The organism is Streptomyces gelaticus (assembly GCF_014649535.1).
GTDB classification, from domain to species: domain Bacteria; phylum Actinomycetota; class Actinomycetes; order Streptomycetales; family Streptomycetaceae; genus Streptomyces; species Streptomyces gelaticus.
The window spans coordinates 24,343-45,582 of sequence record NZ_BMTF01000020.1; the positions used below are offsets into that span (position 1 = coordinate 24,343).

Sequence of the window (21,240 nt, forward strand, 5' to 3'; positions counted from 1 at the left end):
CCGCCGTGCCAGGACCTCCCGCCGGGAGGCCGCGGCACGTCAGCCGACCACCGCCGACCGTGCGACGGAAGGTGTGCCGCTCTCCAGATATGTGAGAGCGCCCAGCTCGAACGGCCCGTCCGTGGTGGCCCCGTACACCGGGTGGGGCGGGAGCGGAGCGCACCGCGCAGGCGCCGGAAGGGTGAACCAGACGACCTTTCCGGCCCCGCCCCTCGGGCGGACCCCCCAGCTCTCGCTGACCGCGGCGATCAGTGCGAGCCCGCGCCCGGACGTACTGGACGCGCCGGCCTCGCGCACGATCGGCAGCCGTGGGTCGTGGTCATGGACGGACACCGTCAGCCGTTCGAGCAGCAGCTCGATCTCGACGGTGCATGACTTGTCCGGCCGGGCGTGCCGGTGGACGTTGGTCAGCAGTTCTGTGACGCCGAGCGCCGCCGGGTCGATCAAAGGATCGAGGTGCCAGTAGCGCAGCTGCGCCGAGATGATTCTGCGGACCTGTCCGATCCGCGACGGCAGGGCCTGGAGCTCCACCGTGCAGTGCCTGCTTGGCTCGCTGATCACGGCTGCGACTCCCCGAAATAGGTCCGGAAGAAGACGAAGGAACGGATCCAGCAGCCGGCCGACTGCTGATTCGGCCCCGGCGGCGTGGATCACAGGGTCACCGTCGGTGAACCATGAGTGACGTGTCCAATGTCACCCAGGGGCCACTGTTCCGCAACTCGCGGCCCTTCCGGTGCCGCCACCCGGGTCAGGTCATCCGCCCGCCGGCGCTGCGCAGCGTCTCCAGGAAGCGACGGGCCGGGCCGGCCCGGTCCGGACCCCGGTTGCGCTGCCCCATCGTCAGCCGGTACCGCGTCCCGTTGAGGCGGGCCACGGCCGCACCGGCCCCGGCGAACCACGGCCTGCCCGCGCTCACCGTCACCACCGGGGCGCTGTCGATCTCCCGCCCGTTGCTGGTCAGCAGGGCCAGCCTGCCGTCCTTGACGATCACCTGCCCGGCCCTCGTGAGCGAGCGGGCCCACCGCTCGATCCGTACCCCCGTCGCACTGAACTCCGTTTCCGGCATGGTTGCTTCGCCCCCTTCGTGACACTTCTGATGGGAAGTCTGCACAAACCGGGACCGACGCGCCAGGCCGCGTCACGGTCGAAGCTCCGGTCGCCGGGCCCGTCGACGCCAAGGCAGGGCTATGGAGCACCAAAGTGAACATTTGTGCAGGTGGGGGGAATAGGTTGGGGGTGCAGAGTGGCGGTGACACGAGGAGGAGCGCGCTGATGGGCACCGAAGAGCACGGAGCCGGCGGCCGGGCCGCGGCGACGATCGACATCGACCGTTCCGACGCCGGGTACCGGGCCTGGCTGAAGGAGGCGGTGCGCAAGGTCCAGGCCGACGCCAACCGCTCCGCCGACACCCATCTGCTGCGCTTCCCGCTCCCCGAGGCATGGGGCATCGACCTCTATCTCAAGGACGAGTCGACGCACCCCACCGGCAGCCTCAAGCACCGGCTGGCCCGCTCGCTCTTCCTCTACGGCCTCTGCAACGGCTGGATCCGGCCGGGCAAGCCGGTGATCGAGGCGTCCAGCGGTTCGACGGCCGTCTCCGAGGCGTACTTCGCCAAGCTGATCGGTGTGCCGTTCATCGCCGTGATGCCCCGCACCACCAGCCCCGAGAAGTGCCGGCTGATCGAATTCCATGGCGGCCGATGTCACTTCGTGGACGACTCGCGGAAGATGTACGAGGAGTCGGCCACGCTCGCCGCGGAGACCGGCGGACACTACATGGACCAGTTCACCTACGCCGAGCGGGCCACCGACTGGCGCGGCAACAACAACATCGCCGAGTCGATCTACCAGCAGCTGAGGCTGGAACGCTACCCGGAGCCGACGTGGATCGTCGCCACCGCCGGAACCGGCGGCACCTCGGCGACCGTCGCCCGCTATGTGCACTACATGCAGTTCGACACCCGGATCTGTGTGCCCGACCCGGAGAACTCCTGCTTCTTCGACGGCTGGACCAACCACAACCCCCTGGCCACCAGCGACTGCGGCTCCCGGATCGAGGGCATCGGCAGGCCCCGGATGGAACCGAGCTTCGTGCCCGGGGCCATCGACCGGATGATGAAGGTGCCGGACGCGGCGAGCATCGCGGCGGTGCGCGCCCTGGAGAAGGCCATCGGCCGCAAGGCCGGCGGCTCCACCGGCACCGGACTGTGGAGCGCATTCAAACTGGTCGCCGAAATGGTCGGGCAGGGCAGCACGGGCAGCGTCGTCACCCTGATCTGCGATCCGGGCGACCGCTATCTCGACAAGTACTACTCCGACGGCTGGCTCGCCGAACAGGGCCTGGACATCGCTCCGTACACCGAGACCATCGACTCCTTCCTGGCCGACGGCAACTGGCCCTGACCACCGGGGCGCAGACCGGCCCGCCCGGTGCGGCGGCGCTCACGCCGCGGACCCGGTCAGCCGCCGGTCGAGATTGCGCACCGCGTCCCGGAAGGAGCGGCCCATCCCCGGCCGGGCCAGCCGCAGGGCGAGGCGGAAGGGTGCGGAGCCGTCGGCGGCGAACGTCCACCGCACCCGCGTCCCGGTACCGGCCGGGGTGAGCCGCCACTCCTCCAACAGGGCCCGCATGCCAGGGGCGTTGGTCCGGTCGGCCCGGTAGGCGTACCGCTTGCCGGGCTCCGCCGCCATGATCGTCTCGCTGATCACGAAGCCGCCCTTGAGCCGGACCTCGCGGCCCGCACCGCCCGCGGTGGGCCGGGCGGCCGTCACCGCCGTGAACCAGCCCGGCCAGCCCGGTACGTCATCGGCGAGGGCGCGGTAGACGTCCTCGGGGGCGGCGGACACCTCGGCGGCGAAGACCAGCCGCAGCGGAGCGGTTTCTGTGAACTCGACGTCCACGGAGCGGAGTCGGCGTGGCATGGAACGCACCTCCCGTGCGGTCGGCGGCGGACGGGGTCGCGCACACCATAGCTGACACATCGTCAGGTGTCGCCGTTCGTGCGTACGTCAGGAGCACCGTCCGCACCGGATCGCCCGCTACGGACGGTGCCGCGCCGGGCGGTCCAGCATGCTGTCGAGCACCCGGCCGAAGATCCGGCGGCCCGCCCCGGCGATCAGCGGGTCCCCCCACCGCGGCAGCAGCCGTACGCCCAGCTCCTCCACCCATACCACATGGGATCCGGAATCCGTCGGATACACATCGATCGACGCCCGGCCCAGCACCAGCGAGCCGCGCTTCTCCAGCCGGCACAGCCCCGCGCGCCCGCCGGCCGGCGGTGTCCACCGCACCACTTCCATCGGATCGTCGAACCCCAGCGGACCCACGCCCGTGCGCGCCACGAAGACGGTCCCGACCCCGGTCGGCAGACCCGTGGGGACGGTGATCGTGGTCAGCGGTACGTGTGCGGCGTGCCGTTCCCAGTCCGTCACCCGGCGCCAGGACTCGGCGGCGGGGAGAGAGGTGAAACGCTCGATCCGGAAGACGGCCACGCCACGATCCTAAGGGCTCGCCACAAGGTCCCGGCCCCGCGCACCGCCCCGCGCGAGCCGAACGGAATCCGCGCCCGGCCCGACGGCTCAGGCGCCGGCGTCCCCGGTCCGGCCCGCCACCACCAGGCCCGGCAGCTGCTCCTCGATCTCCTCACGGGCGGCGGCCGACAGCCCCGCGTCCGTCACGAACGTGTCCACCTGCTCCAGCGTCGCGAACGAACTCAGGCCCACGGTGCCCCACTTGGTGTGGTCGGCGACCACCACCACCCGCCGGGCCGACTGGACGAAACGGCGGTTGGTCTCGGCCTCCGCCAGATTCGGCGTCGAGAGCCCGGCCTCCGCCGAGATCCCGTGCACCCCGAGGAACAGCACATCGAAGTGGAGGGAGGCGATCGCCTGATCGGCGACCGGACCGACCAGCGAGTCCGAGGGAGTCCGCACCCCACCGGTGAGCACCACCGTGGCGGCCCCGGGCCGTGTCCCGGCCGTGCCCCCCGACCGCTGGGCGGCGTGGAAGACGTCGGCGACCCGCACCGAGTTGGTCACGACCGTCAGATCCGGTACGTCCAGCAGCTGCTGGGCGAGCGCGTATGTCGTCGTGCCGCCGGAGAGCGCGATCGCGCTGCCGGGCACGGCCATGGCCGCCGCCGCCCGCGCGATGTCCTCCTTGGCGGTCAGCTCCAGGGCCGACTTGGCCTCGAACCCGGGCTCGTGCGTACTGGCCTCGACCACCGGAACGGCCCCGCCGTGCACCTTCTCGATGACCCCCTGGCGGGCCAGGGCGTCCAGGTCGCGGCGGACCGTCATGTCGGAGACGTTCAGTTTCCGGGTCAGCTCGTTGACCCGGACCCCGCCGCGCCTGCGCACTTCGTCGAGGATCAGGGCGCGCCGCTGCTCCGCGAGCAGGTTCTGATTCTCGCTCAACGCCGGGTCCGGTCCTTCCCTCTGGCCGTGCTGCAGTCTCTGCGAACGGGCTCATCCTGCCACGCGGTGTCGGCGGCCGCCGCACTGGGGAGATTCCGTGAGAGCGGTGCGGCCACCGGCCCTCTGCCACGATTCTGGTGACCAGGCATCAACCTTCCCCCCACAACCGAGAGAGCGAGTCACTCCAGTGCCACCTGCCACCCAGGCCCCGCAGAGTCCGGGGCCCGCGCTGGAACTGCTGGTCCACGGCGTGGGCGGCGCCACCCCTCAGGAGATGCTCGACGACCCCCGCACGGTCCGCATCACCGGCGACGTGACCGCCGCCATCTACCGGCGGGCCGAGGACACGGACGCCGAGCAGCACCCCGAGCGGTACCGCGACCGGCCCATTCCCGAGGCCTACTGCTGGTCCAACCTGACCTCCGGCAACGGCTCCCGCGCCCTGTGGCTGCTGTTGCTCCCCTTCATGGTGGTCAACCTGGCCCACTGGATGCGTCCCACCGCCCGCTCCCGCACCCGCGCGGTGCGCCTGTACGGCGTCCTCGTCCGGCTCGTCGCGCTCAGCCTCACGGTCCTGCTGACCGCGGCGGCCTGCGAGGTCGCGCTCGATCTGACGGCCTGGCAGTGCGCCGGCGTACCGGACTGCTCGAACCAGCGGTCCTGGCTGGGCTTCCTGTCGACGGCACAGGGCGGCTGGTGGTCCCAGCCGGGCCGCAGGCTCGCCCTCGCCGCCCTGGTGCCCACCGCCGTGGTGGTGCTCCTCTGGTTCCTGTCCAACCGGACCTGGAGCGCGTACGAGTCACAGCGCCCGCTCACCGGGACCGAACCGGACGACGACGACCCCGACCCGGCTCCCGTGCCTTCATCGGCCGGCGCCGAGCCCGTCGGCCGCCCCGCCCTCGGCCGGCCCGGATTCTGGTACGGCCGCAGGCTGGTCGCCCGGCTGCGCGCCGCCCACACCGCCGCAGGATTCCTGACCGTCGCCGCGTCGGTCGCGGGCGCCGCGGCCCGCCACGACCGCTCCGTCACCGGCCCCGTGCCCGGCATCCTCGGCCGGCTGATCGAGGCGGCACTCGTGCTGGGCGGGATCGTGGTGCTCTGGGTGGTCTGTCGCCGGGGCCGCAGCGAACGGCATCTCGACAACCGGCTCGACCGCGCGCTGATCACCTGTCTGCCCGGCGCGGCCCTGGCCCTGCTCGTCCTCGCCGCGGTGTACGCGGGCTGGCCCCGTCCCGACTGGGTCTCGTCCGGTGCCCTGCCCGGCGACCTCGTCTTCAGCGTCATCACCCTCGGCCAGGGGCTGCTCGTCGTCGTACTCGCCGTGGTGTCACTGGGCTTGTACCGCCGGACCCCCGAACCCCGCACCGTCATGCACGGGCTCGGCGGGCCCGTGGTCGCCATGCTCGCCTGCGCCCTCGGCGGCGTCATGAGCGGCGGGGTCTCCCAGCGTGTCGCCGACTGGCTCGACGGCCCCGGCACCCCCGGAACGGGCCGGGGCTCCGTCATCGAGGGACCACCCGTGCTGCTCAGCTGGCAGGCGTCGGTCATCCCCGTGCTCCTGGTGCTGCTGGCCGTACCCGCGCTGCTGCTGCTCGTCCGGACCTGGCTGACCGCCCGCGCCCTGGAGCCCCGCATCGACCAGGAGTACGAGGAGGAGCGGCCGGATCCCGCCCGGACCCGGCAGATCGCCCGGATCCGGGCCACGGCCGCTCTCACCGACTCCGCGCCCTGGATCCTCGGCCCGGTCTGCGGCGCCACCCTGCTGCTCGGCGCGGGGGCGGTCTGCGGGGCCTGGCTGAGCGGAGAGGTGCCCGGGATCGCGATGAAGGGCAACGGCGCGTTCATCGAGTCCGTCGCCCAGGCCGCGCAGTCGACCGGTTCCTGGATGGTCGGACTCGGCTTCATACTCTTCGTCACCTGGGGCCGCCGTGCCTACCGCGACGCCTCGGCCCGGCGCACCATCGGCATCCTCTGGGACGTCGGTACGTTCTGGCCGCGCGCCGCCCACCCCTTCGCACCACCCTGCTATGCCGAGCGCGCCGTCCCCGACCTGGCATCACGGATGTCCGGCTGGACCGGACTCACCCGCGGCCGGCTCGTCATCTCCGGGCACTCCCAGGGCAGCGTCCTCGCGGCGTCCGCGGTCTGGCAACTGCCCGCCCACACCCGCAGCCGGGTCGCCCTGCTCACCTACGGCTCGCCGATCGAGCGACTGTACGGGCGCTGGTTCCCGGCCTACTTCGGCCCCGGACCGCTGCACGCGCTGCACCGGTCCGTGCACTGCTGGCGCAATCTGTGGCGGGCCACCGACCCGATCGGCGGCCGGGTCCGGCTCGACGAGGGACCCGGGCCCGAGGTGGACCGCGGGCCGTTGAAGGACCCCCTGGTCCACGGGCGCACCCCCGAACATCCGCTGCCCGAAGCCGTCCTGGGGCACTCGGACTACCAGGCCGACCCGGTCTTCGCCCAGGAGCGGGCCGCGCTGTTGGATCGACTGGACCCCGTCCTGCCCCGCCAGACCGGCGGGGAGGACGGCTTCGAGGCCCCGCGCATTCAGGGCAGTTCCGGCAAGTCCTCGGGGTAGAGCAGGGTGAGGTCGTCCGTGCTCGGCTCCGCGAGCTGGGCGACCCGGCCCGCATGCCGTTCCACCATCGACTCGAAGGTCTGGCGTGCGGTGCGGCCGTTGCCGAACGCCGGACCCTTGGGCAGCTCGGTGAAGTACTTCAGCAGTGCCTCCCCGGTTCCGGAAGCCAGGCTGTACTCGTGCTCGTCGGACTGCTGCTCCACGATCCGCAGCAGCTCGGCGGGCTCGTAGTCGCTGAAGGTGATGGTCCGGGAGAAACGGGACGCCACCCCGGGGTTGACGGTGAGGAACCGCTCCATCTCGTGGGTGTAACCGGCGACGATGACGACCACCGCGTCCCGGTGGTCCTCCATCAGCTTCACCAGCGTGTCGATCGCCTCCCGGCCGAAGTCCCGGCCGGAGTCCTCCGGCGACAGGGCGTACGCCTCGTCGACGAACAGCACGCCGCCGCGCGCCCGGTCGAAGGCCTCCTGGGTGCGGATGGCGGTCGAGCCGATGTGCTCACCGACCAGATCGACACGTGACACCTCGATCAGGTGGCCCCGCTCCAGCACCCCGAGCGAGGCGAGGATCTCGCCGTACAGCCGGGCCACGGTGGTCTTGCCGGTGCCGGGGGAGCCGGTGAAGACGAGATGGCGCCGGACCGACGCGGCCTTGAGCCCGGCCTCCTGGCGCCGGCGGCCCACCTCGATCATGTCGGTGAGGGCGCGCACCTCCCGCTTGACGCTGTCCAGGCCCACCAGCGCGTCCAGTTCCCCGAGCACCGCGTCCGACGTACGTGCCGGCGTGGTGGCGGGCACCTCGGCCGGGGCGGGCTCGACGGCACGCTGCCCCGGGACCCCGCCGAGCAGCCCGGGGGCCGACTGGGTCGCCGTCAGCACGGTGGGCGCCGGGGGAGCGGGGGAGCGCAGCGCGCTCTCGTCGCTCGTGCAGTCCTCCACGACGGGGCCGGTGCCCTGACCGTCACCGTGCGCGGTGCCCGGCTCGGCGAACTCGTATCCGCCGCGCGCGCACCGCTCGGTCCGGCAACGGGTCAGCGTCGTACGGCAGCCGTCCATCACATGGAAGCCGTAGCCGTCGCTGCCGGTGACCCGGCAGCTGTTGAACGTGCCGCGACCCTCGGCGGAGACGTAGAAACCGGCTTCGGCGGGCGAGGTGACCGTGCAGCGCTCGATCGTCGGGTCGGCGCCCTTGGTGACGATCACTCCGGTCTGTGCGGTGTCGATGGTGCAGTTGTTGAGAGTGCCGCCGCTGCCGTGGTCGCGGAACCACGCACCGGTGGACGCCTCACGGATGCGGCAGTCGTCCAGCTGCGCGGTCGCCCCGTCGCTCACCGACACCGCGGTGTTGCGGACCTGGGACAGATCGCTGTCGACGACGTCGGCGCGCGAGCCCCGGTCGAGCACGAAGATGGCGTCCGGTACGTCGTGGACCCGGCAGGAGTCCAGTATCACGGTCGCCCCGTCGCTCACCCAGACCGCCGGGTAGTCGCCCGTACTGTCGTGGATCTCGCACTGGTTGGCGTCGACGCGGGTGCCGGGATCCCAGACCGAGAGGCCGTTGCGGCCGAAGCGGCGCACCGTGGAGCGGGTCAGCGTGAGGACCGAACGGGAGCGCAGATCCACCGCGTTCTCCGGGATGTCGTGGATGTCGCAGTCGGCGAGCGTCAGCACGGCGTCGGTGTCGAGCGTGATGCCGTCCGACGAAGTGCGGTGCACCGTACAGTCGGTGAGGTGGGCGGACGCCCGGGAGGTCACCTGTATTCCGGTGCCCTTGATCTCGTACACCTCGCAGCCGACGCCCTCCAGGCCGCTGCCCTCCCCGCTGACGTTCAGCCCCGCGCCCGAGGCATGGTGGACACGGCAGCGCTCCAGCCGCGGATGCGCGCCGTCGCGGACCGAGACACCGGCCTGACCGGCGGAGACGACCTCGCACTCCTCGAACACGCCGCCCGCACCGTCGAGTACGGCGATGCCGACCCCGGCGGGGTTGTCGACAGTGCAGCGGCGCACGGTCGGCCGAGCCGCACCGCGCACCTCGATCCCGGCGGCGGAACGGGTGACGATCCGCACGTCCGCGATCTCCGCCGCGCCGTCCTCGACCAGCAGCGCGGGCGCCGTCGAGTCCTGGCCCTCCACGTGCAGGTCCGCGACGACGGCGGAGGCCCGCACGGTCAGCGGCACCCCGTCGGCCGGGGCGATCCGCACGGACCCGACGGACCCCTCCGGTCCGCGCAGGGTCACCGCGCGGTGAAGGACCAGATTCTCCCGGTAGGTGCCGGGTGCGATGGTGAGGACGTCACCGTCGGCCGCGGCCTCCAGGGCTGCGGTGAGGGTGGCGTATTCGCCTGTGCGGCGCCGCCACCGCGATGTTCCGGTGTGCGTCACCTGGACCGTGCCCTGTGCCATGGCGCTGTTGTGCCCCCACCTCGTGCGTGTGTGATGCCCGTGTCACCGGCCTCCCGGCAGCGGTGAATCACGGGACCGCCCACCGGGAAGAGCGGGCGGGCCGGTCCACCGTAGCGCGCGCGGCGGGCGGGAGTTGCCCCGATCAGCAGCTGATCAGCTGCCGGTTCCGGTCCTGCCCCAGTCCGGACCGGTCCTGGCCCACTCCTGGTCGATGCGGGCGTACCGCCGTCGCATCATGTGCCGGACGGTCAGTTGCCGGACGCTCTCGATCAGTCCGACACCGAGCAGCGTCGCCCCGAGCCCGGCCAGCACCGCATGGGTGCGGGCGGTTGCGGCGTCCATGGGGCGCGGTACGGGACGGCCGTCGGGGTCTGTCCAGATCTCGATCTCGGAACCGGGGCCGGCCTTCCGGGAGGAGGTCATCACCGTGCCGCGGCGGTTCGTGCCGTCCGGGGCCTTCCAGCGCGCCACCACCGAGGTCTGCGAGGCGCGTTCCGAGGACACCTCGGGATCGGTGACGAAACGCGGCCCTCGCGGTGTCCGGCGCTCCACGACCGCGGTGGTGGCCTGACGCCCGGCCCACTGGGCCCGCACCGACTTCTGGAGGGCGTCGTCGGTGTGCGCCCCGCACACCCAGCCCAGCGCCGGCGCCGCCAGCACCATGAGCAGCAACGCGACCAGAGCCACCCATGCCTCGCGCCGGTCAGTGGCGCGGCGCAGGGGATTGTGCCGCCAGCGCCATACACCCGTAACCGCTCGCACAGTCCTGCACCCCCTTCCGTATCCGTCTTAGCCTGATACGGCACGCTGCGCGCACGGAAGGAGCGAAGAGAGAGCAACTTCACCCCGGTCAACGCGCGAACCACCCCCTGATTTCCCGCCGGTCCAGCCGGACTGACGGCCCGTCCGGTGCGCGAACGCGCGAAGTCGCCGTCGAGTCCCCATGGCTCGACGACGACTTCGTGCGACCGTGCGTGACCTTCGGCTCAGTACCCCCGACCCTGGTACGGGCGGTTGTACGGGTCCTCGTAGGGCGAGGGCGCGGGGGCCGGTCGAGGTGCCGGCGCCGGGCGCGGTGACGCCGGACGCATCGCCTCGTAGCCGGTGCCCGGCGCGGGCCGCTGCTGTTGCTGCGGATAGGGCGCCTGATACCCGCCGCGGGCCGCGGTCGGCTGCTGCGGGATGTACGGCGCCGGGGCGTGCTGCAACTGCGCGGGCTGCATCGGCGCGTAACCCTGCTGAGCGGGTGGCTGCGGGTAGCCGTAGGACGGGCCGGGCTGGGAAGGTGCCGCGGGAAGAGCCGGCAGAGCCGCCGGGAGCGCCGGCAGGTGGCTGTTGCCGGTGTCGTAGGCGGCAGGCACTCGGATCGGAGCGATCTGAGGGGTGCCCCGCTCCGCGACCAGGGAGTCGTAGATCGGAGTGTCGGGGAACGACGGTGCGGCGTAGTAGCCGCCGCCGTAGGTGGAGCGGGGGGAGGTCATGACACCTAAGTTAAGCCCACGATGTGCTGGTTGGGGAGACCTAATCTTGGGGTCATCCGATTTGCGCCGGTTCTGTCTGCCTGACCTGCCAAAACACCGATAAAGGTTCCGTTAACAACGGGGGCTTTCGAGTGTCCCGAACTCCGTGAGTACGCCCGCTTGCAGCACGAGCTGCTCGCCGAGTACGGCGACGAGCCCGGCGTGCACCTCGGCCGTGGGCCGCTGCTCCCGACCACGGCATACTGGGCCGCCTCAGGAACAGAGAGGCCCATGGTGACCCGACAGCACACGGAGTACGACGTCCTGGTCGTCGGAGGCGGCGGGGTGGACACCATCGTGCGGGTCGACGCCCTGCCCGTCCCGTTCGCCGACTCGGTCCATGTCGGGCCGATCGAGGAATGGCCGGGCCACACCGGAGGGAACGTGGCGCTTGGTACCCGGGCGCTCGGACTGAGGGTCGCGCTCCTCGACTGCATCGGCGACGACTGGATCGGTGCCCAGGTGCGCGAGCGACTGGCCGCGGGGGACGTGGAGTTCGACCCGCTGATTTCCTCGGCGGGCACCCGCCGCGCCGTGAACCTGGTGGACGCGACGGGACGCCGGATGTCGTTCTACGACGCCCGCGACCCGGCCGACCTCAGAATGCCCCGGGATTTCTACCTGCCGAGACTGCGGCGTACCCGCCACGTCCATCTGTCCATCATGAATTTCGCGCGCTTCCTCTACGACGACATCGAGGAACTCGGCGTCCCCGTCTCCACGGACCTGCACGACTGGGACGGACTGGCCGACCACCACCGGGAGTTCGCACTCCGCTCCGACCTCGTCTTCCTCAGCGCGGCGGGCGCGGGCGAAGGCACCTTCGCGCTGATGCGGGAGATCCTCCGCGAGGGCCGCGCCGACACCGTGGTCGCCACGGCGGGCCCGGGCGGCTCCCACGTACTCACCCGGGACGGCGGCTCCACCCCGCACCACATCCCGGCGACCGTCCCGCCCGCACCGGTGGTGGACTCCAACGGCGCGGGGGACGCGTACGTCTGCGGATTCCTGTACGGGAGGCTCGCGGGCCGGGAACCACTGGAATGCGCCCGCCTGGGAGCCGTGGCGGGGGCGTACGCCTGCACCGCACCGGGTTCCACCGCCCTCGCCCGGCGGGAGGTCCTGCTGGCATCGGACCATGCCCCGGACGGGAGTCCGTAGTCCATGGCGGACGGAGCGCCGTTTCTCCCCTCCACCACGGGGCATGGCGCCGCCCTCAGCCCCGAGGTCCAGAGCCCTGAACCCCGCACGGTCGGCGAGCGCCGTCACTTCACGGCGCGGGCCTCCGGTTCCGGCAGCGATGCCCGTACGGCTTCGGCCAGTGCCACCGGGTCGCCCATGGGCTCCACCGGATAGTTCTTGTGCTCCAGGTTCCAGGCGTTGTCCCGCTCGAACCAGTCGATGGCGGCCGGCAGCTGCCCGGTGGCCAGGGCGGTGTCGAGGGAGTCGAGGTAGAGCGTCCACCGCTCGGCGTAGAAGTCGCGGATCAGCCCCGACCATTCGCGGTTCGCGTAGTCGCGCAGCCCACCTGACTCGCTGCCGGAGCGATGACCCCAGGTGGTGAGGATCGAACGGGCGTCGAACTCGGCGGTGGACCGCTCGGCGTCGGTGCTGCCCCAGGACCTGGCGTCCTTCAGCCAGGGCCCCAGCATGAACCGCCGGTCGGTGGCCAGCAGCCGGTCCAGCAGGGCGAGGTCCCGCTTCCACTCCGCGGCCCGCTGCCGGAAGAGGGCGAGATTCTTGTCCTTGTACGCGGCCTTGATCTGCGGCAGCAGCGTACGGCTGTGGTTGGCCAGGGCCTGCCGGGCCACGTCCACCACATCGAAGCGGTATGCGTCCGACTTCCGTAGTTCGGGGGCGACTTGGAGCAGCTCCGTCAGTGCCTGCCGCACCGTCGAAGCGTCGTACCGCATGGCGGGCGGGCTCCAGCTGGCCGACGTGCCGACGCTCAGCCCGGGGCGCGCGGTGAAGAGGCTGTCCTGGGACTCGCTCCAGGTGCCGGACGGAGTGCTGTACGGGCCGGCGCGCAGGAGTTCCCAGGCCCTGACCGCATGCGGGTCGGCACCGCCGTAGCGTCGCCCGGCGTAGTCGGCGAACCAGGCGGAGTGGTCCAATGCCCCAGTGCGCCAGGCCAGTTCGGTGAAGAGCTCGTACGCGGCGGGGTTGCCGCCGGTGCCTTCCGGGAGATAGGCGATGCCCCGGAGTGCGCTGTCCGGCTTCGTGCGCCACTCCTCGAACCGGGCTGCCCAGACAGCGGTGTTGGCGCCGATCGTGGTGTGGCCGCCGAAGTTGGGGATGGTCCCGAAGGCGTAGGGCGCGCCGTGCCATGAGGCCTCGCGGTCCAGGCCGTTGTAGCGGTCGGCCAGGCCGTCGACGATGAACAGTCTGCTCTTGTCCACCGCGTCGATGAGCTGCGTGGACGGATTGCTCTGCCAGCCGAGCAGGACCCAGGTCGCGCCCGGACGCGCCGTCTGCAGGGCGTCCATGACGGCCTTTGCGGCGTCCTTGACGGGTACGTCGCCGGGAGTGCCGCCCTCGTGCAGCAGATCCATCTTGTACATGGCCGAGTCACCGAACCGCTCGTGCTGACGGCGGTAGAACGCCTCCGCCACCTTCGGGAACAGTTCGCTGCGCGGATCCAGCCAGTCCGGGCGTTCGAAGCCGACCCAGTCGCCCTGCGGGACCACGGGCCCGGCGGGATTCCTGTCGGTGAACCCGGGCGGCACCGTGCCGTAGTAGCCGGGCAGGACCGGTGTCATGCCGAGCCGGCGCAGCCGGTCGGCGATTCTGCGGCCGAGCGCGGCGCGCCGGTCCAGCATCTTCTCGCTGACCGGGCCGCCGAATCCGGACATGTTCTGCATCAGCCACCACGGTTGGTGCGCCGGGCCCGGAATCCAGGACGTGAGCTCCTTCTTTGCGTACCCGAACTCCTGGAAGGTGTCGTAGTACACGGCGTCCGCACCCATCTGCACGAACACCTCGTTGATGCCGTGCAGCGCGAGGACGTCGATCTGCTTCTCGTACGAGGCCCAGTCCCGGTACGCCCCCGAATAGCCGTCGTCCGTGTCGTTGAGGGCGAACCTGTGCGGGACCGAGGCGTCCCGGCGCACCGTGCCGAGGGGGGCCGGGAGCTTCTTCGGCAGCTTCGAGGTGCTGTCACCCGGCCAGCCGATGTCCACCCGGGCCGTGTACTTGAGGTAGTGGTTGACGCCGCTGAGCAGCACGGCGGGGCTGGTGCCCCGGATGCGGACCCGGCCCTTGGCGCCGGAGACGGTGAAGTAGTCGCCGGACGCGGGGCGGCCTGTCGGTACGAGGTCGAACTGCCCGGTGTGGTGCGGGAGCAGGCGCCGCAGCGCCGCCTCGGCCGGAGCGGGGTCGAAGGCGGGCCTGTCGCGGGAGGCGGCTGCCGGTTCACCGGCCGGAGGGCTCATGGCGGCGACGGAGCCCGGCACAGTGACCAGCACGGCGAGAGCGGACGAACAGGCGACGATCCAGGATGTGAGGCTTCTCAAGGGTGACCTCGTCCGACGGAGGGATACGGGGCTTGCCCGGAACATGGTGCGGCCACCAGGTCCCCCACGGGAACCGGCGGAACCGGGGCGGATGCGCACCGGCCGCCTCGTGCCGGGGCGGCGCACCCGTACCGGCAGCACGGCGCGAGCATCGAAAACCATGACGCTCAGCCATAGAAGAATGCGCTTTTATGACCCCCTGCGCAGGCCGCAGGATGGCTGCGAGCCGGCTTCCGGGGAGGAACGCATGACGTCAGCCATCGAATCGGGCCTGCTGCCCGGTACATCCGAAACACGTCCGGAAGGGTTGGCCGTCGGTGGCGTCCTGCTCACCGAACTGGCAAGGCGTTTCGGAACACCTCTCTTCGTGTACGACGAGGAGCATCTGCGCCGGCGCTGCCGGGACGCGGTCGCCGCCTTCGGCCGGGACAACGTCGCCTACGCCTCCAAGGCGTTCCTGTGCACGGCCATGGCCCGGCTGGCCCACGAAGAAGGGCTGTTGCTCGATGTCGCCTCCGGCGGCGAGCTGCGGGTCGCGCTGCACGCCGGGGTGCCCGCCGACCGGATCGTCCTGCACGGCAACAACAAGGACGCGGCGGAACTGCGCACGGCCATGTCCGCCCGGGTGCGGCACGTGGTGGTCGACAGCTTCGACGAGATGGACCGCATCGAGCGCCTGCACGCCGAGGAACACCTGCCGCCCGCCCGGATCCAGCTGCGGGTGGCGCCCGGAGTGGCCGCCGGCGCGCACGAGGCGATCCGTACCGGCGGCAACGACTCGAAGTTCGGCTTCGGCCTCGCCGGCGGAACCGCGGCGGCCGCCGTGCGCCGGGCCGCCGGTTCCCCGGCGATGATCCTGGAAGGCGTCCACGCGCATGTGGGCTCGCAGGTGCTGGACACCGCAGAGCTCGCGGCCGGCGCCGCCGCCGTCGCCCGGTTCGCCGCCGACACCCGGATGGACCGGCTCACGGTCGGCGGCGGCCTCGGCGTCGCGTACGAGGCGGGACAGACCCCACCGTCGTTCGCCGAATGGGCTGCCCGGGTGCGGACCGCGGTACGCGACGCGGGCTGGGGCTCCTCGGTGACCGTGGAGCCCGGCCGTTCCATCGCCGCCCGCGCCGGGCTGACCCTCTACCGGGTGGGCACGATCAAGCGGATCGAGGGCGTGCGGACGTACATCGGTGTGGACGGCGGGATGAGCGACAACCTGCGACCCGCCCTGTACGGCAGCCGCTACGAGGTGTTCCTGCCGCGCAGCCCGCGCGCTCCCCGGCCCATGCGGGCACGGCTGGTCGGCAAGCACTGCGAGAGCGGTGACGTGATCGTCGACGACGCCGCCCTGCCCGCCGACGTGGCGGTGGACGACCTCCTGGCCACGCCGGTCACCGGTGCCTACGGATATGCCATGGCCTCCAACTACAACAAGCTGCCGCGCCCCGCCGTCGTCTTCGTGCGCGACGGCCGCGCCCGAATCGTGGTGCGTCGGGAGACCGAGGAGGACCTGCTGCGCCTGGACGTGGACGAGCCCGCCGGGTTCCCGGAGCCGACCCGGACGGTGGGGACCGGCGCCGGAGCGGCGCAGCGCGCCGGCACGGCCTAACCTGAGCCGATGCTGAACAGTGCCCGACTGCTCGTCCTGCTGGAGATCGCCCGTACCGGCACCATCGTGGCCGCGGCCCAGGCGCTGCATCTGAGCCCCTCCGCGATCTCGCATCAGCTCGCCCGGCTGGAGCAGGAGCTGGGAGTGGCCCTGGTGGAACGTCAGCCGCAGAGCCTGCGGCTGACCGCGGCCGGGGTGCGACTGGCCGAGCACGCACAGGCGGTCGCCGACCTGATGGCCGTGGCCCGGGACGACCTGCGGGCGCACTCCGAGGGCGAGGCCGGGGTCCTGCGACTGGGTTTCTTCGCCTCCTCGGGCCTGGAGCTGCTGCCCCGGGCCCTGTCGGCGTTCGCGGCGAACCGGCCCCAGGTCGAGCTGGAGCTGATCCTCGGGCAGCCGCACGAACTGGTGCCGGACCTGGAGGCCGGCCGGCTCGACGCCGCGGTGGTCTTCGAGCATCCGCTCGATCCCTGGTGCCGGCAGGCGACCGTGGACGTGGAGATGTTCTTCGACGAGCCGCAGCTGGTGGTCCTTCCCCTGCGGCACCGCCTCGGGCGGCACGCCTCGGTCCGGCTGGCCGCCCTGGAAGGGGAGAGCTGGATCGGTACGCACGGCGGCCACACCGGCGAACCGGTGCTGGAACGCGCGTGTGCGGCAGAGGGCTTCCGCCCCCGGGTCCGCTGCCGCAGCGATCATTACCAGGTCACGATCAACCTGGCCCGCGCCGGCATGGGCATCGCTCTCGTCCCGGCCCTCGGGCTCGGCGACACCGCCGGCGTGCACGTCTGCCGTCTGGACCACCCCAGGCTGCACCGGCGCATCGGCGTCGCCACCCGGCCCACCAACCGCAATCCGCTGCTGCGGATCTTCCTCGCGGACCTGCGGTCGGCCGCCGAGGAGATCCGGTCGCTGCTGGAGGTGCAGTGGGCGTGACCGGCGCACCGGTCACGCCCACGCGCGGCCGGGGCCCCGGCCGGTTCCCGTGGCTCAATCGGCGGTCCGGCGCCCGGCACAGGCCGCGAGGGTCCGCCCCACGTCCCGGATGGCATGCACGGCGGCCCGCTCGGTGCTCGGGCCCAGCGCCGTGTCCCAGTGCGCCAGCACCGCGTATGCCAGCCGTCGCCTGCCGACGATGACACCGGCATCGGCCCGGACCCCGGTGTCGGTGCCGGTCTTGTTGGCCACCAGGAGCCCGTCGCGCAGCCGCTCGGGAAAGCCCGGGGCGTACGGGTCGTGGTCGATCAGTGCGGGGACCAGGCCGTGGTCGGTGTTGGCGCGCATCCAGCGCAGCAGCCGGGCGGAGGCCGCCGGGCAGCTCATGGTGCCGCGCACCGCGTGCGTCACCAGCCGCGCCAGATCCTGTGCGGTGCCGGTGGCGAAGACGGGCGGCACGTCCGGGCCCCGGACGTCGCGGACCTTGTCGTGCAGCGTGAGGTGATCGAGCCCGAGCTCTTGTGCGAGCCGGGCCGTGGACTCGCGCCCCACGAGGCGCAACAGCGCGTTGGTCGCGGTGTTGTCGCTCACCGAGGCCGTCAGCCAGGCCAGATCCTCGACGGTCCAGCCGCGCCCGCTCAGCCGGCGCAGCAGACCGGTGCCCTCCGCCACGTCCTCGTCGAGGACCTCCACGACACGGTCGGCGGGCAGTGCCCCGGTGTCCAGCCGGTGCGCGACCTCGGCGAGCAGCAGCAGCTTCGAGGCGGACGCCACCGGCAGTACGGTGCGCTCGTCCACCCCCACGGTGCCGCCGCCGTCGATGTCGACGGCGGCGACGGCCAGGGTGAGCGGCAGCGCGGCCGAACGCCGGGCCGCCGCGGCCACTTGGGCCAGACTCATCGGATCCTCACCACTTCTCCCGCCCGCGCCGACGTCGGGCGGCCGTCTCGTGCCGCGACCTGCCCCGACACCACGACGGTATCGATGCCTTCGGGCGTCAGCAGGGGGCGGTCGAAGTCGGCGGTGTCGCGTACCGACGCCGGGTCGAGGACGACCAGATCGGCGACCGCGCCGTCGCGGACCACGCCGCGGCCGGTGAGGCCGAACCGCCGGGCGGGCAGTCCGGTCATCTTGTGCACCGCGCTCTCCAGCGGGAGCAGTTGCTCGTCGCGGGTGTAGCGGCCGAGCACCCGGGCGAAGCTTCCCGCCCAGCGCGGATGCGGCCGGCCGGGTTTGGGCACGCCGTCCGAGCCGATCATCGACAGCGGGCTGGCGAGGACCCGGCGGACGTCGTCCTCGCGCATGGAATGACTGATGATGGTCACTTCACCCTGCTCGGCCAGCAGGAGATCGCAGGCCTGGTCGACCGGATGGATGCCGCGCTCGGCCGCGAGGTCGGCGATGGTGCGCCCCTCGGCCTCGGGATGCGTCTGCGCGGCGGCCACCGAAATGAGGTCCCAGCCACCGTTTCCCACGGTGTTCTCCCACCCCTCGACGCCCTGGGCGATGTCCGCCTTGATCCGGTCGCGCGTCTCGGGGCGGCGCAGCCGCTCCAGCAGCGCGCCGACGCCGCCCTCACTCGCCCACGGGGGCAGCATGGCGTGCAGGACGGTGCTTCCCGCCGTGTACGGATACACGTCGCACAGCACGTCCACGCCTTCGGCGCGGGCCCGTTCCAGCCGGGGCAGGGTGCGCAGTGTGGCGCCCCAGGCGTGCCGGCCCGCGGTCTTGTGGTGGGAGATCTGCAACGGGGCGCCGGAGCGCACCGCGATCTCCAGGGCTTCTTCCAGGGCGGACTCCACCTGCGACATCTCGTCGCGCAGGTGGGTGACGTAGGGCTTGCCGTGCCGGGCGGCGACCCCGGCCAGCGCGACGATCTCCTCGGTGTCGGCATAGGTGCCGGGAGGGTAGATCAGCCCGGTGGACAGACCGGCCGCCCCCTGGGCCAGTGCCCGGTCCAGCAGCGCGCACATGGCGTCCAGTTCGTCCGGCCGGGGCGGCCGGGCCTCGAATCCCATCACTCCGGCGCGCAGCGTGCCGTGGCCGACCAGCGAGGCGATGTGGGTGTGGCGCAGAGCCGGGTCCTGTCCGGCGGCGAACTCGTCGAAGGCCACGGCGGGCCGCACCGGGCCGAGCCCGAACGTCACCCGGAGATGCTCGGCGAGTTCCGGCAGTCGCTCGGGGAGCGAGGGGAACAGGCTGGTCCCGCAGTTGCCGCAGATCTCCGTGGTGACGCCCTGGAGCAGCGGAGCGAGACGGAGACCGTCGTCGGCCTCCGCGGCACCACCATCGGCTCCGTGCGGCGCCGCGAGGGCGTCGGAGTGCGTGTGCACATCGATGAAGCCGGGCGCGACGACCCGCCCGGCCACGTCCAGGGTCTCGGCGGCCGTGGCGGGGGCGCCGGCGGGGAGCACGGCGATCCGTCCGTCCACCACCGCGATGTCCGCTTCCCGGGCGGGCGCTCCGGTTCCGTCCACGAGTGTGCCGCCGCGCAGCAGCAGATCGAGGGGGCGGCCCATCACAGCACCGTCGACAGGAAGGCCCGCGTGCGCTCGTGCTGCGGGTCGGTGAACAACAGGTCGGGGCTCCCGGCCTCGACGACGGCGCCCCGGTCCATGAACAGGACCCGGTCGGCGACCTCACGGGCGAAGCCCATCTCGTGGGTGACCACGACCATCGTCATACCGCTGCGGGCCAGGTCGCGCATGACGCCGAGCACCTCGCCGACGAGTTCGGGATCGAGAGCGGAGGTGGGTTCGTCGAAGAGCATGAGGGCGGGTTCCATGGCCAGCGCGCGGGCGATCGCCACGCGCTGCTGCTGCCCGCCGGACAGCTGCCCCGGGTAGTGGTCCGCCCGGTCGGCGAGACCGACATCGGCCAGCAGTTTGCGGGCCTGCTCCTCGGCCTGCGCACGGGGCCGTCCCTTGACGGCGACCGGACCCTCCATCACGTTCTGCACCGCTGTGCGGTGCGGGAACAGGTGGAACCGCTGGAACACCATGCCGATCCGTTCGCGCTGGCGCCGCACGTCCCGGGCGCGTCGCTCGCGCAGCACCCGGCCGGACGGGCCGTGCTGTTCGTAGCCGACCAGCTCACCGTCCATCCACACCCGCCCCGCGTCGATCCGCTCGAGGTGGTTGAAGCAGCGCAGCAGTGTGGACTTCCCGGACCCGGAGGGGCCGATGACACAGAGCACCTCACCGCTGCGGACGTCGAGGTCGATGCCCTTCAGCACCTCGGTGTCACCGAACCGTTTGCGGACCCCGCGGGCCCTGAGGATCACGTCGTTCATGCCGCCGCTCCCTTCTTGGCGCGTCCGGGCCGGAGATTGGCCAGGATCCTGCTCCGCAGCACGGGAGCGGTACCGGGGCTGTAGCGTCGCTCGACGGCGTGCTGGCCGATGCTGGCGATCGTGGTCAGTACGAGGTACCAGATCGAGGCCACCAGGAGCAGTGCGACGACTTCGAAGTTGGCGAGATAGAGGTGCTGGGAGACGGTCATCAGATCGGCGCCTGCGATGACCGAGACCAGCGAGGTCGTCTTGAGCATGGAGATGAACTGGTTGCCGAACGGCGGGATGATGACCCGCATTGCCTGCGGGAGGATGATCCGGGACAGGATCTGACGGTTCGACATCCCGATGGAGGCTCCCGCCTCGCGCTGTCCGGGATCCACACTCTGAATGCCGGCCCGCACGATCTCGGCCATGTAGGCGCCCTCGTTGATGGAGAGACCGAGGAGCGCGGCCACGAACCCGGTGATCACCTGGTTGGACTGCCAGCTGACGAGTTTGGGGCCGTCGAACGGGATTCCGATGCTGATCACGGGGAACAGCAGGGCCAGGTTGAACCAGAAGATGAGCTGGACCAGCAGCGGGGTGCCCCGGAAGAACCAGGTGTAGGCACCGGCGGTGAGACGCAGGACGGGGCTGTCGGACAGCTGCATCACCGCGACGACGACCCCGATGGCGATGCCGAGAGCCATCGAGACGAGGGTGAGCTGGATGGTCACCCCGAGGCCCTTGAGGATCACGCCGTCGAACTGGTACTTGGCGACGATGTCCCAGTGCAGATTCGGATTGACGATGACGGTGTAGGCGAGCCACACCGCGAACAGGATGGCGGTCAGGACCGCGAGCCAGCGCCCGGGACGCGGGCGTCCGGTCACCTGGAGGGAGAGGTCGTCCTCCAGGGGTGTCTTGTCGGTGCGGTCGGCATCCGGTGCTCCGCCGAGGGCGGGCCCGGGTATTTTCTGGTGGTTCATGTCC

Annotated in this window: 18 protein-coding genes; 5 read left to right on the forward strand and 13 right to left on the reverse strand. The window is 71.8% G+C overall.

Features of this window, described 5'->3' with window-relative positions; all coding sequences use genetic code 11:
• Positions 1 to 39: 39 nt before the first annotated feature.
• Positions 40 to 561, reverse strand: coding sequence for an ATP-binding protein (locus tag IE107_RS25160; protein ID WP_189546509.1), 522 nt, complete (start codon positions 559 to 561; stop codon positions 40 to 42).
• A gap of 187 nt (positions 562 to 748) precedes the next feature.
• Positions 749 to 1,066, reverse strand: a complete 318-nt coding sequence (locus IE107_RS25165; protein WP_072485217.1) for a hypothetical protein — start codon at positions 1,064 to 1,066, stop codon at positions 749 to 751.
• Positions 1,067 to 1,272: 206 nt separating this feature from the next.
• On the opposite strand from IE107_RS25165, the gene cds1 reads away from it, so the two are divergent.
• A complete protein-coding gene (gene cds1, locus IE107_RS25170) occupies positions 1,273 to 2,403 on the forward strand; it encodes an L-cysteine desulfhydrase Cds1 (RefSeq protein WP_189546511.1) in 1,131 nt (376 codons plus the stop codon).
• 39 nt (positions 2,404 to 2,442) lie between these two features.
• Here the strand turns inward: cds1 and IE107_RS25175 are convergent, their stop codons facing one another.
• The 3 genes from IE107_RS25175 to IE107_RS25185 all read right to left on the reverse strand — a co-directional run bounded on the left by IE107_RS25175 (position 2,443) and on the right by IE107_RS25185 (position 4,416).
• On the reverse strand, positions 2,443 to 2,922 hold the full coding sequence (locus IE107_RS25175) for an SRPBCC family protein (RefSeq protein WP_189546513.1): 480 nt from the start codon (positions 2,920 to 2,922) through the stop codon (positions 2,443 to 2,445).
• A gap of 117 nt (positions 2,923 to 3,039) precedes the next feature.
• Positions 3,040 to 3,492, reverse strand: coding sequence for an SRPBCC family protein (locus IE107_RS25180; protein WP_189546515.1), 453 nt, complete (start codon positions 3,490 to 3,492; stop codon positions 3,040 to 3,042).
• An 87-nt stretch (positions 3,493 to 3,579) separates the two neighbouring features.
• Positions 3,580 to 4,416 carry a DeoR/GlpR family DNA-binding transcription regulator gene (locus IE107_RS25185; RefSeq protein WP_189546517.1) on the reverse strand — a complete coding sequence of 279 codons (837 nt, stop codon included), beginning with the start codon at positions 4,414 to 4,416 and terminating at the stop codon, positions 3,580 to 3,582.
• A 187-nt stretch (positions 4,417 to 4,603) separates the two neighbouring features.
• Here IE107_RS25185 and IE107_RS25190 point away from each other — a divergent pair, with 187 nt between their 5' ends.
• On the forward strand, positions 4,604 to 7,000 hold the full coding sequence (locus tag IE107_RS25190; RefSeq protein ID WP_189546519.1) for a hypothetical protein: 2,397 nt from the start codon (positions 4,604 to 4,606) through the stop codon (positions 6,998 to 7,000).
• On the opposite strand, the gene IE107_RS25195 is transcribed toward IE107_RS25190, so the two are convergent.
• From IE107_RS25195 to IE107_RS25205, 3 genes are all read right to left on the reverse strand, one after another.
• Positions 6,970 to 9,408: a right-handed parallel beta-helix repeat-containing protein gene (locus tag IE107_RS25195; protein WP_189546521.1), complete on the reverse strand. Its 2,439-nt coding sequence runs from the start codon at positions 9,406 to 9,408 to the stop codon at positions 6,970 to 6,972. The genes IE107_RS25190 and IE107_RS25195 overlap by 31 nt on opposite strands.
• Positions 9,409 to 9,561: 153 nt before the next feature.
• Entirely contained in the window at positions 9,562 to 10,170 is a 609-nt protein-coding gene (locus tag IE107_RS25200; RefSeq protein ID WP_189546523.1) for an Rv1733c family protein, read from the reverse strand.
• A 224-nt stretch (positions 10,171 to 10,394) separates the two neighbouring features.
• Positions 10,395 to 10,889, reverse strand: coding sequence for a DUF6643 family protein (locus tag IE107_RS25205; protein WP_189546524.1), 495 nt, complete (start codon positions 10,887 to 10,889; stop codon positions 10,395 to 10,397).
• 270 nt (positions 10,890 to 11,159) lie between these two features.
• Here IE107_RS25205 and IE107_RS25210 point away from each other — a divergent pair, with 270 nt between their 5' ends.
• The gene (locus IE107_RS25210; protein WP_189546526.1) at positions 11,160 to 12,089 is read left to right on the forward strand and encodes a carbohydrate kinase family protein; all 930 of its coding nucleotides are present in this window, start codon (positions 11,160 to 11,162) and stop codon (positions 12,087 to 12,089) included.
• 104 nt (positions 12,090 to 12,193) lie between these two features.
• Here IE107_RS25210 and IE107_RS25215 read toward each other — a convergent pair whose 3' ends face one another.
• On the reverse strand, positions 12,194 to 14,440 hold the full coding sequence (locus IE107_RS25215) for an alpha-N-acetylglucosaminidase (protein ID WP_229867234.1): 2,247 nt from the start codon (positions 14,438 to 14,440) through the stop codon (positions 12,194 to 12,196).
• A gap of 247 nt (positions 14,441 to 14,687) precedes the next feature.
• Between IE107_RS25215 and lysA the strand changes: the two genes are divergently transcribed.
• Positions 14,688 to 16,040 (forward strand): diaminopimelate decarboxylase, encoded by a 1,353-nt coding sequence (lysA, locus tag IE107_RS25220; RefSeq protein WP_189546530.1) that lies wholly within the window; start codon positions 14,688 to 14,690, stop codon positions 16,038 to 16,040.
• A gap of 9 nt (positions 16,041 to 16,049) precedes the next feature.
• Positions 16,050 to 16,973 (forward strand): LysR family transcriptional regulator, encoded by a 924-nt coding sequence (locus IE107_RS25225; protein WP_189546533.1) that lies wholly within the window; start codon positions 16,050 to 16,052, stop codon positions 16,971 to 16,973.
• Between the two features lie 54 nt (positions 16,974 to 17,027).
• Here IE107_RS25225 and IE107_RS25230 read toward each other — a convergent pair whose 3' ends face one another.
• From IE107_RS25230 to IE107_RS25245, 4 genes are read right to left on the reverse strand one after another with little or no spacing between them, the layout of a single operon-like run.
• Positions 17,028 to 17,873 carry a serine hydrolase gene (locus IE107_RS25230; protein ID WP_189546534.1) on the reverse strand — a complete coding sequence of 282 codons (846 nt, stop codon included), beginning with the start codon at positions 17,871 to 17,873 and terminating at the stop codon, positions 17,028 to 17,030.
• Positions 17,870 to 19,492, reverse strand: coding sequence for an N-acyl-D-amino-acid deacylase family protein (locus IE107_RS25235; RefSeq protein ID WP_189546536.1), 1,623 nt, complete (start codon positions 19,490 to 19,492; stop codon positions 17,870 to 17,872). The genes IE107_RS25230 and IE107_RS25235 overlap by 4 nt, the downstream gene beginning before the upstream one ends.
• Positions 19,492 to 20,265, reverse strand: a complete 774-nt coding sequence (locus tag IE107_RS25240) for an amino acid ABC transporter ATP-binding protein (RefSeq protein ID WP_189546538.1) — start codon at positions 20,263 to 20,265, stop codon at positions 19,492 to 19,494. Before IE107_RS25240 ends, IE107_RS25235 begins: the two co-directional genes overlap by 1 nt.
• Complete coding sequence (locus tag IE107_RS25245; protein ID WP_189546540.1) at positions 20,262 to 21,236, reverse strand: amino acid ABC transporter permease; 975 nt, start codon at positions 21,234 to 21,236, stop codon at positions 20,262 to 20,264. The genes IE107_RS25240 and IE107_RS25245 overlap by 4 nt, the downstream gene beginning before the upstream one ends.
• Positions 21,237 to 21,240: the final 4 nt, after the last annotated feature.

Bases quoted from the DNA above. Each gene is read 5' to 3' on its own strand.
- IE107_RS25165 (WP_072485217.1), bottom strand. From the start codon at position 1,066: ATGCCGGAAACGGAGTTCAGTGCGACGGGGGTACGGATCGAGCGGTGG.
- cds1 (WP_189546511.1), top strand. From the start codon at position 1,273: ATGGGCACCGAAGAGCACGGAGCCGGCGGCCGGGCCGCGGCGACGATC.
- IE107_RS25175 (WP_189546513.1), bottom strand. From the start codon at position 2,922: ATGCCACGCCGACTCCGCTCCGTGGACGTCGAGTTCACAGAAACCGCT.
- IE107_RS25195 (WP_189546521.1), bottom strand. From the start codon at position 9,408: ATGGCACAGGGCACGGTCCAGGTGACGCACACCGGAACATCGCGGTGG.
- IE107_RS25205 (WP_189546524.1), bottom strand. From the start codon at position 10,889: ATGACCTCCCCCCGCTCCACCTACGGCGGCGGCTACTACGCCGCACCG.
- IE107_RS25210 (WP_189546526.1), top strand. From the start codon at position 11,160: ATGGTGACCCGACAGCACACGGAGTACGACGTCCTGGTCGTCGGAGGC.
- lysA (WP_189546530.1), top strand. From the start codon at position 14,688: ATGACGTCAGCCATCGAATCGGGCCTGCTGCCCGGTACATCCGAAACA.
- IE107_RS25225 (WP_189546533.1), top strand. From the start codon at position 16,050: ATGCTGAACAGTGCCCGACTGCTCGTCCTGCTGGAGATCGCCCGTACC.
- IE107_RS25230 (WP_189546534.1), bottom strand. From the start codon at position 17,873: ATGAGTCTGGCCCAAGTGGCCGCGGCGGCCCGGCGTTCGGCCGCGCTG.
- IE107_RS25235 (WP_189546536.1), bottom strand. From the start codon at position 19,492: ATGGGCCGCCCCCTCGATCTGCTGCTGCGCGGCGGCACACTCGTGGAC.
- IE107_RS25240 (WP_189546538.1), bottom strand. From the start codon at position 20,265: ATGAACGACGTGATCCTCAGGGCCCGCGGGGTCCGCAAACGGTTCGGT.
- IE107_RS25245 (WP_189546540.1), bottom strand. From the start codon at position 21,236: ATGAACCACCAGAAAATACCCGGGCCCGCCCTCGGCGGAGCACCGGAT.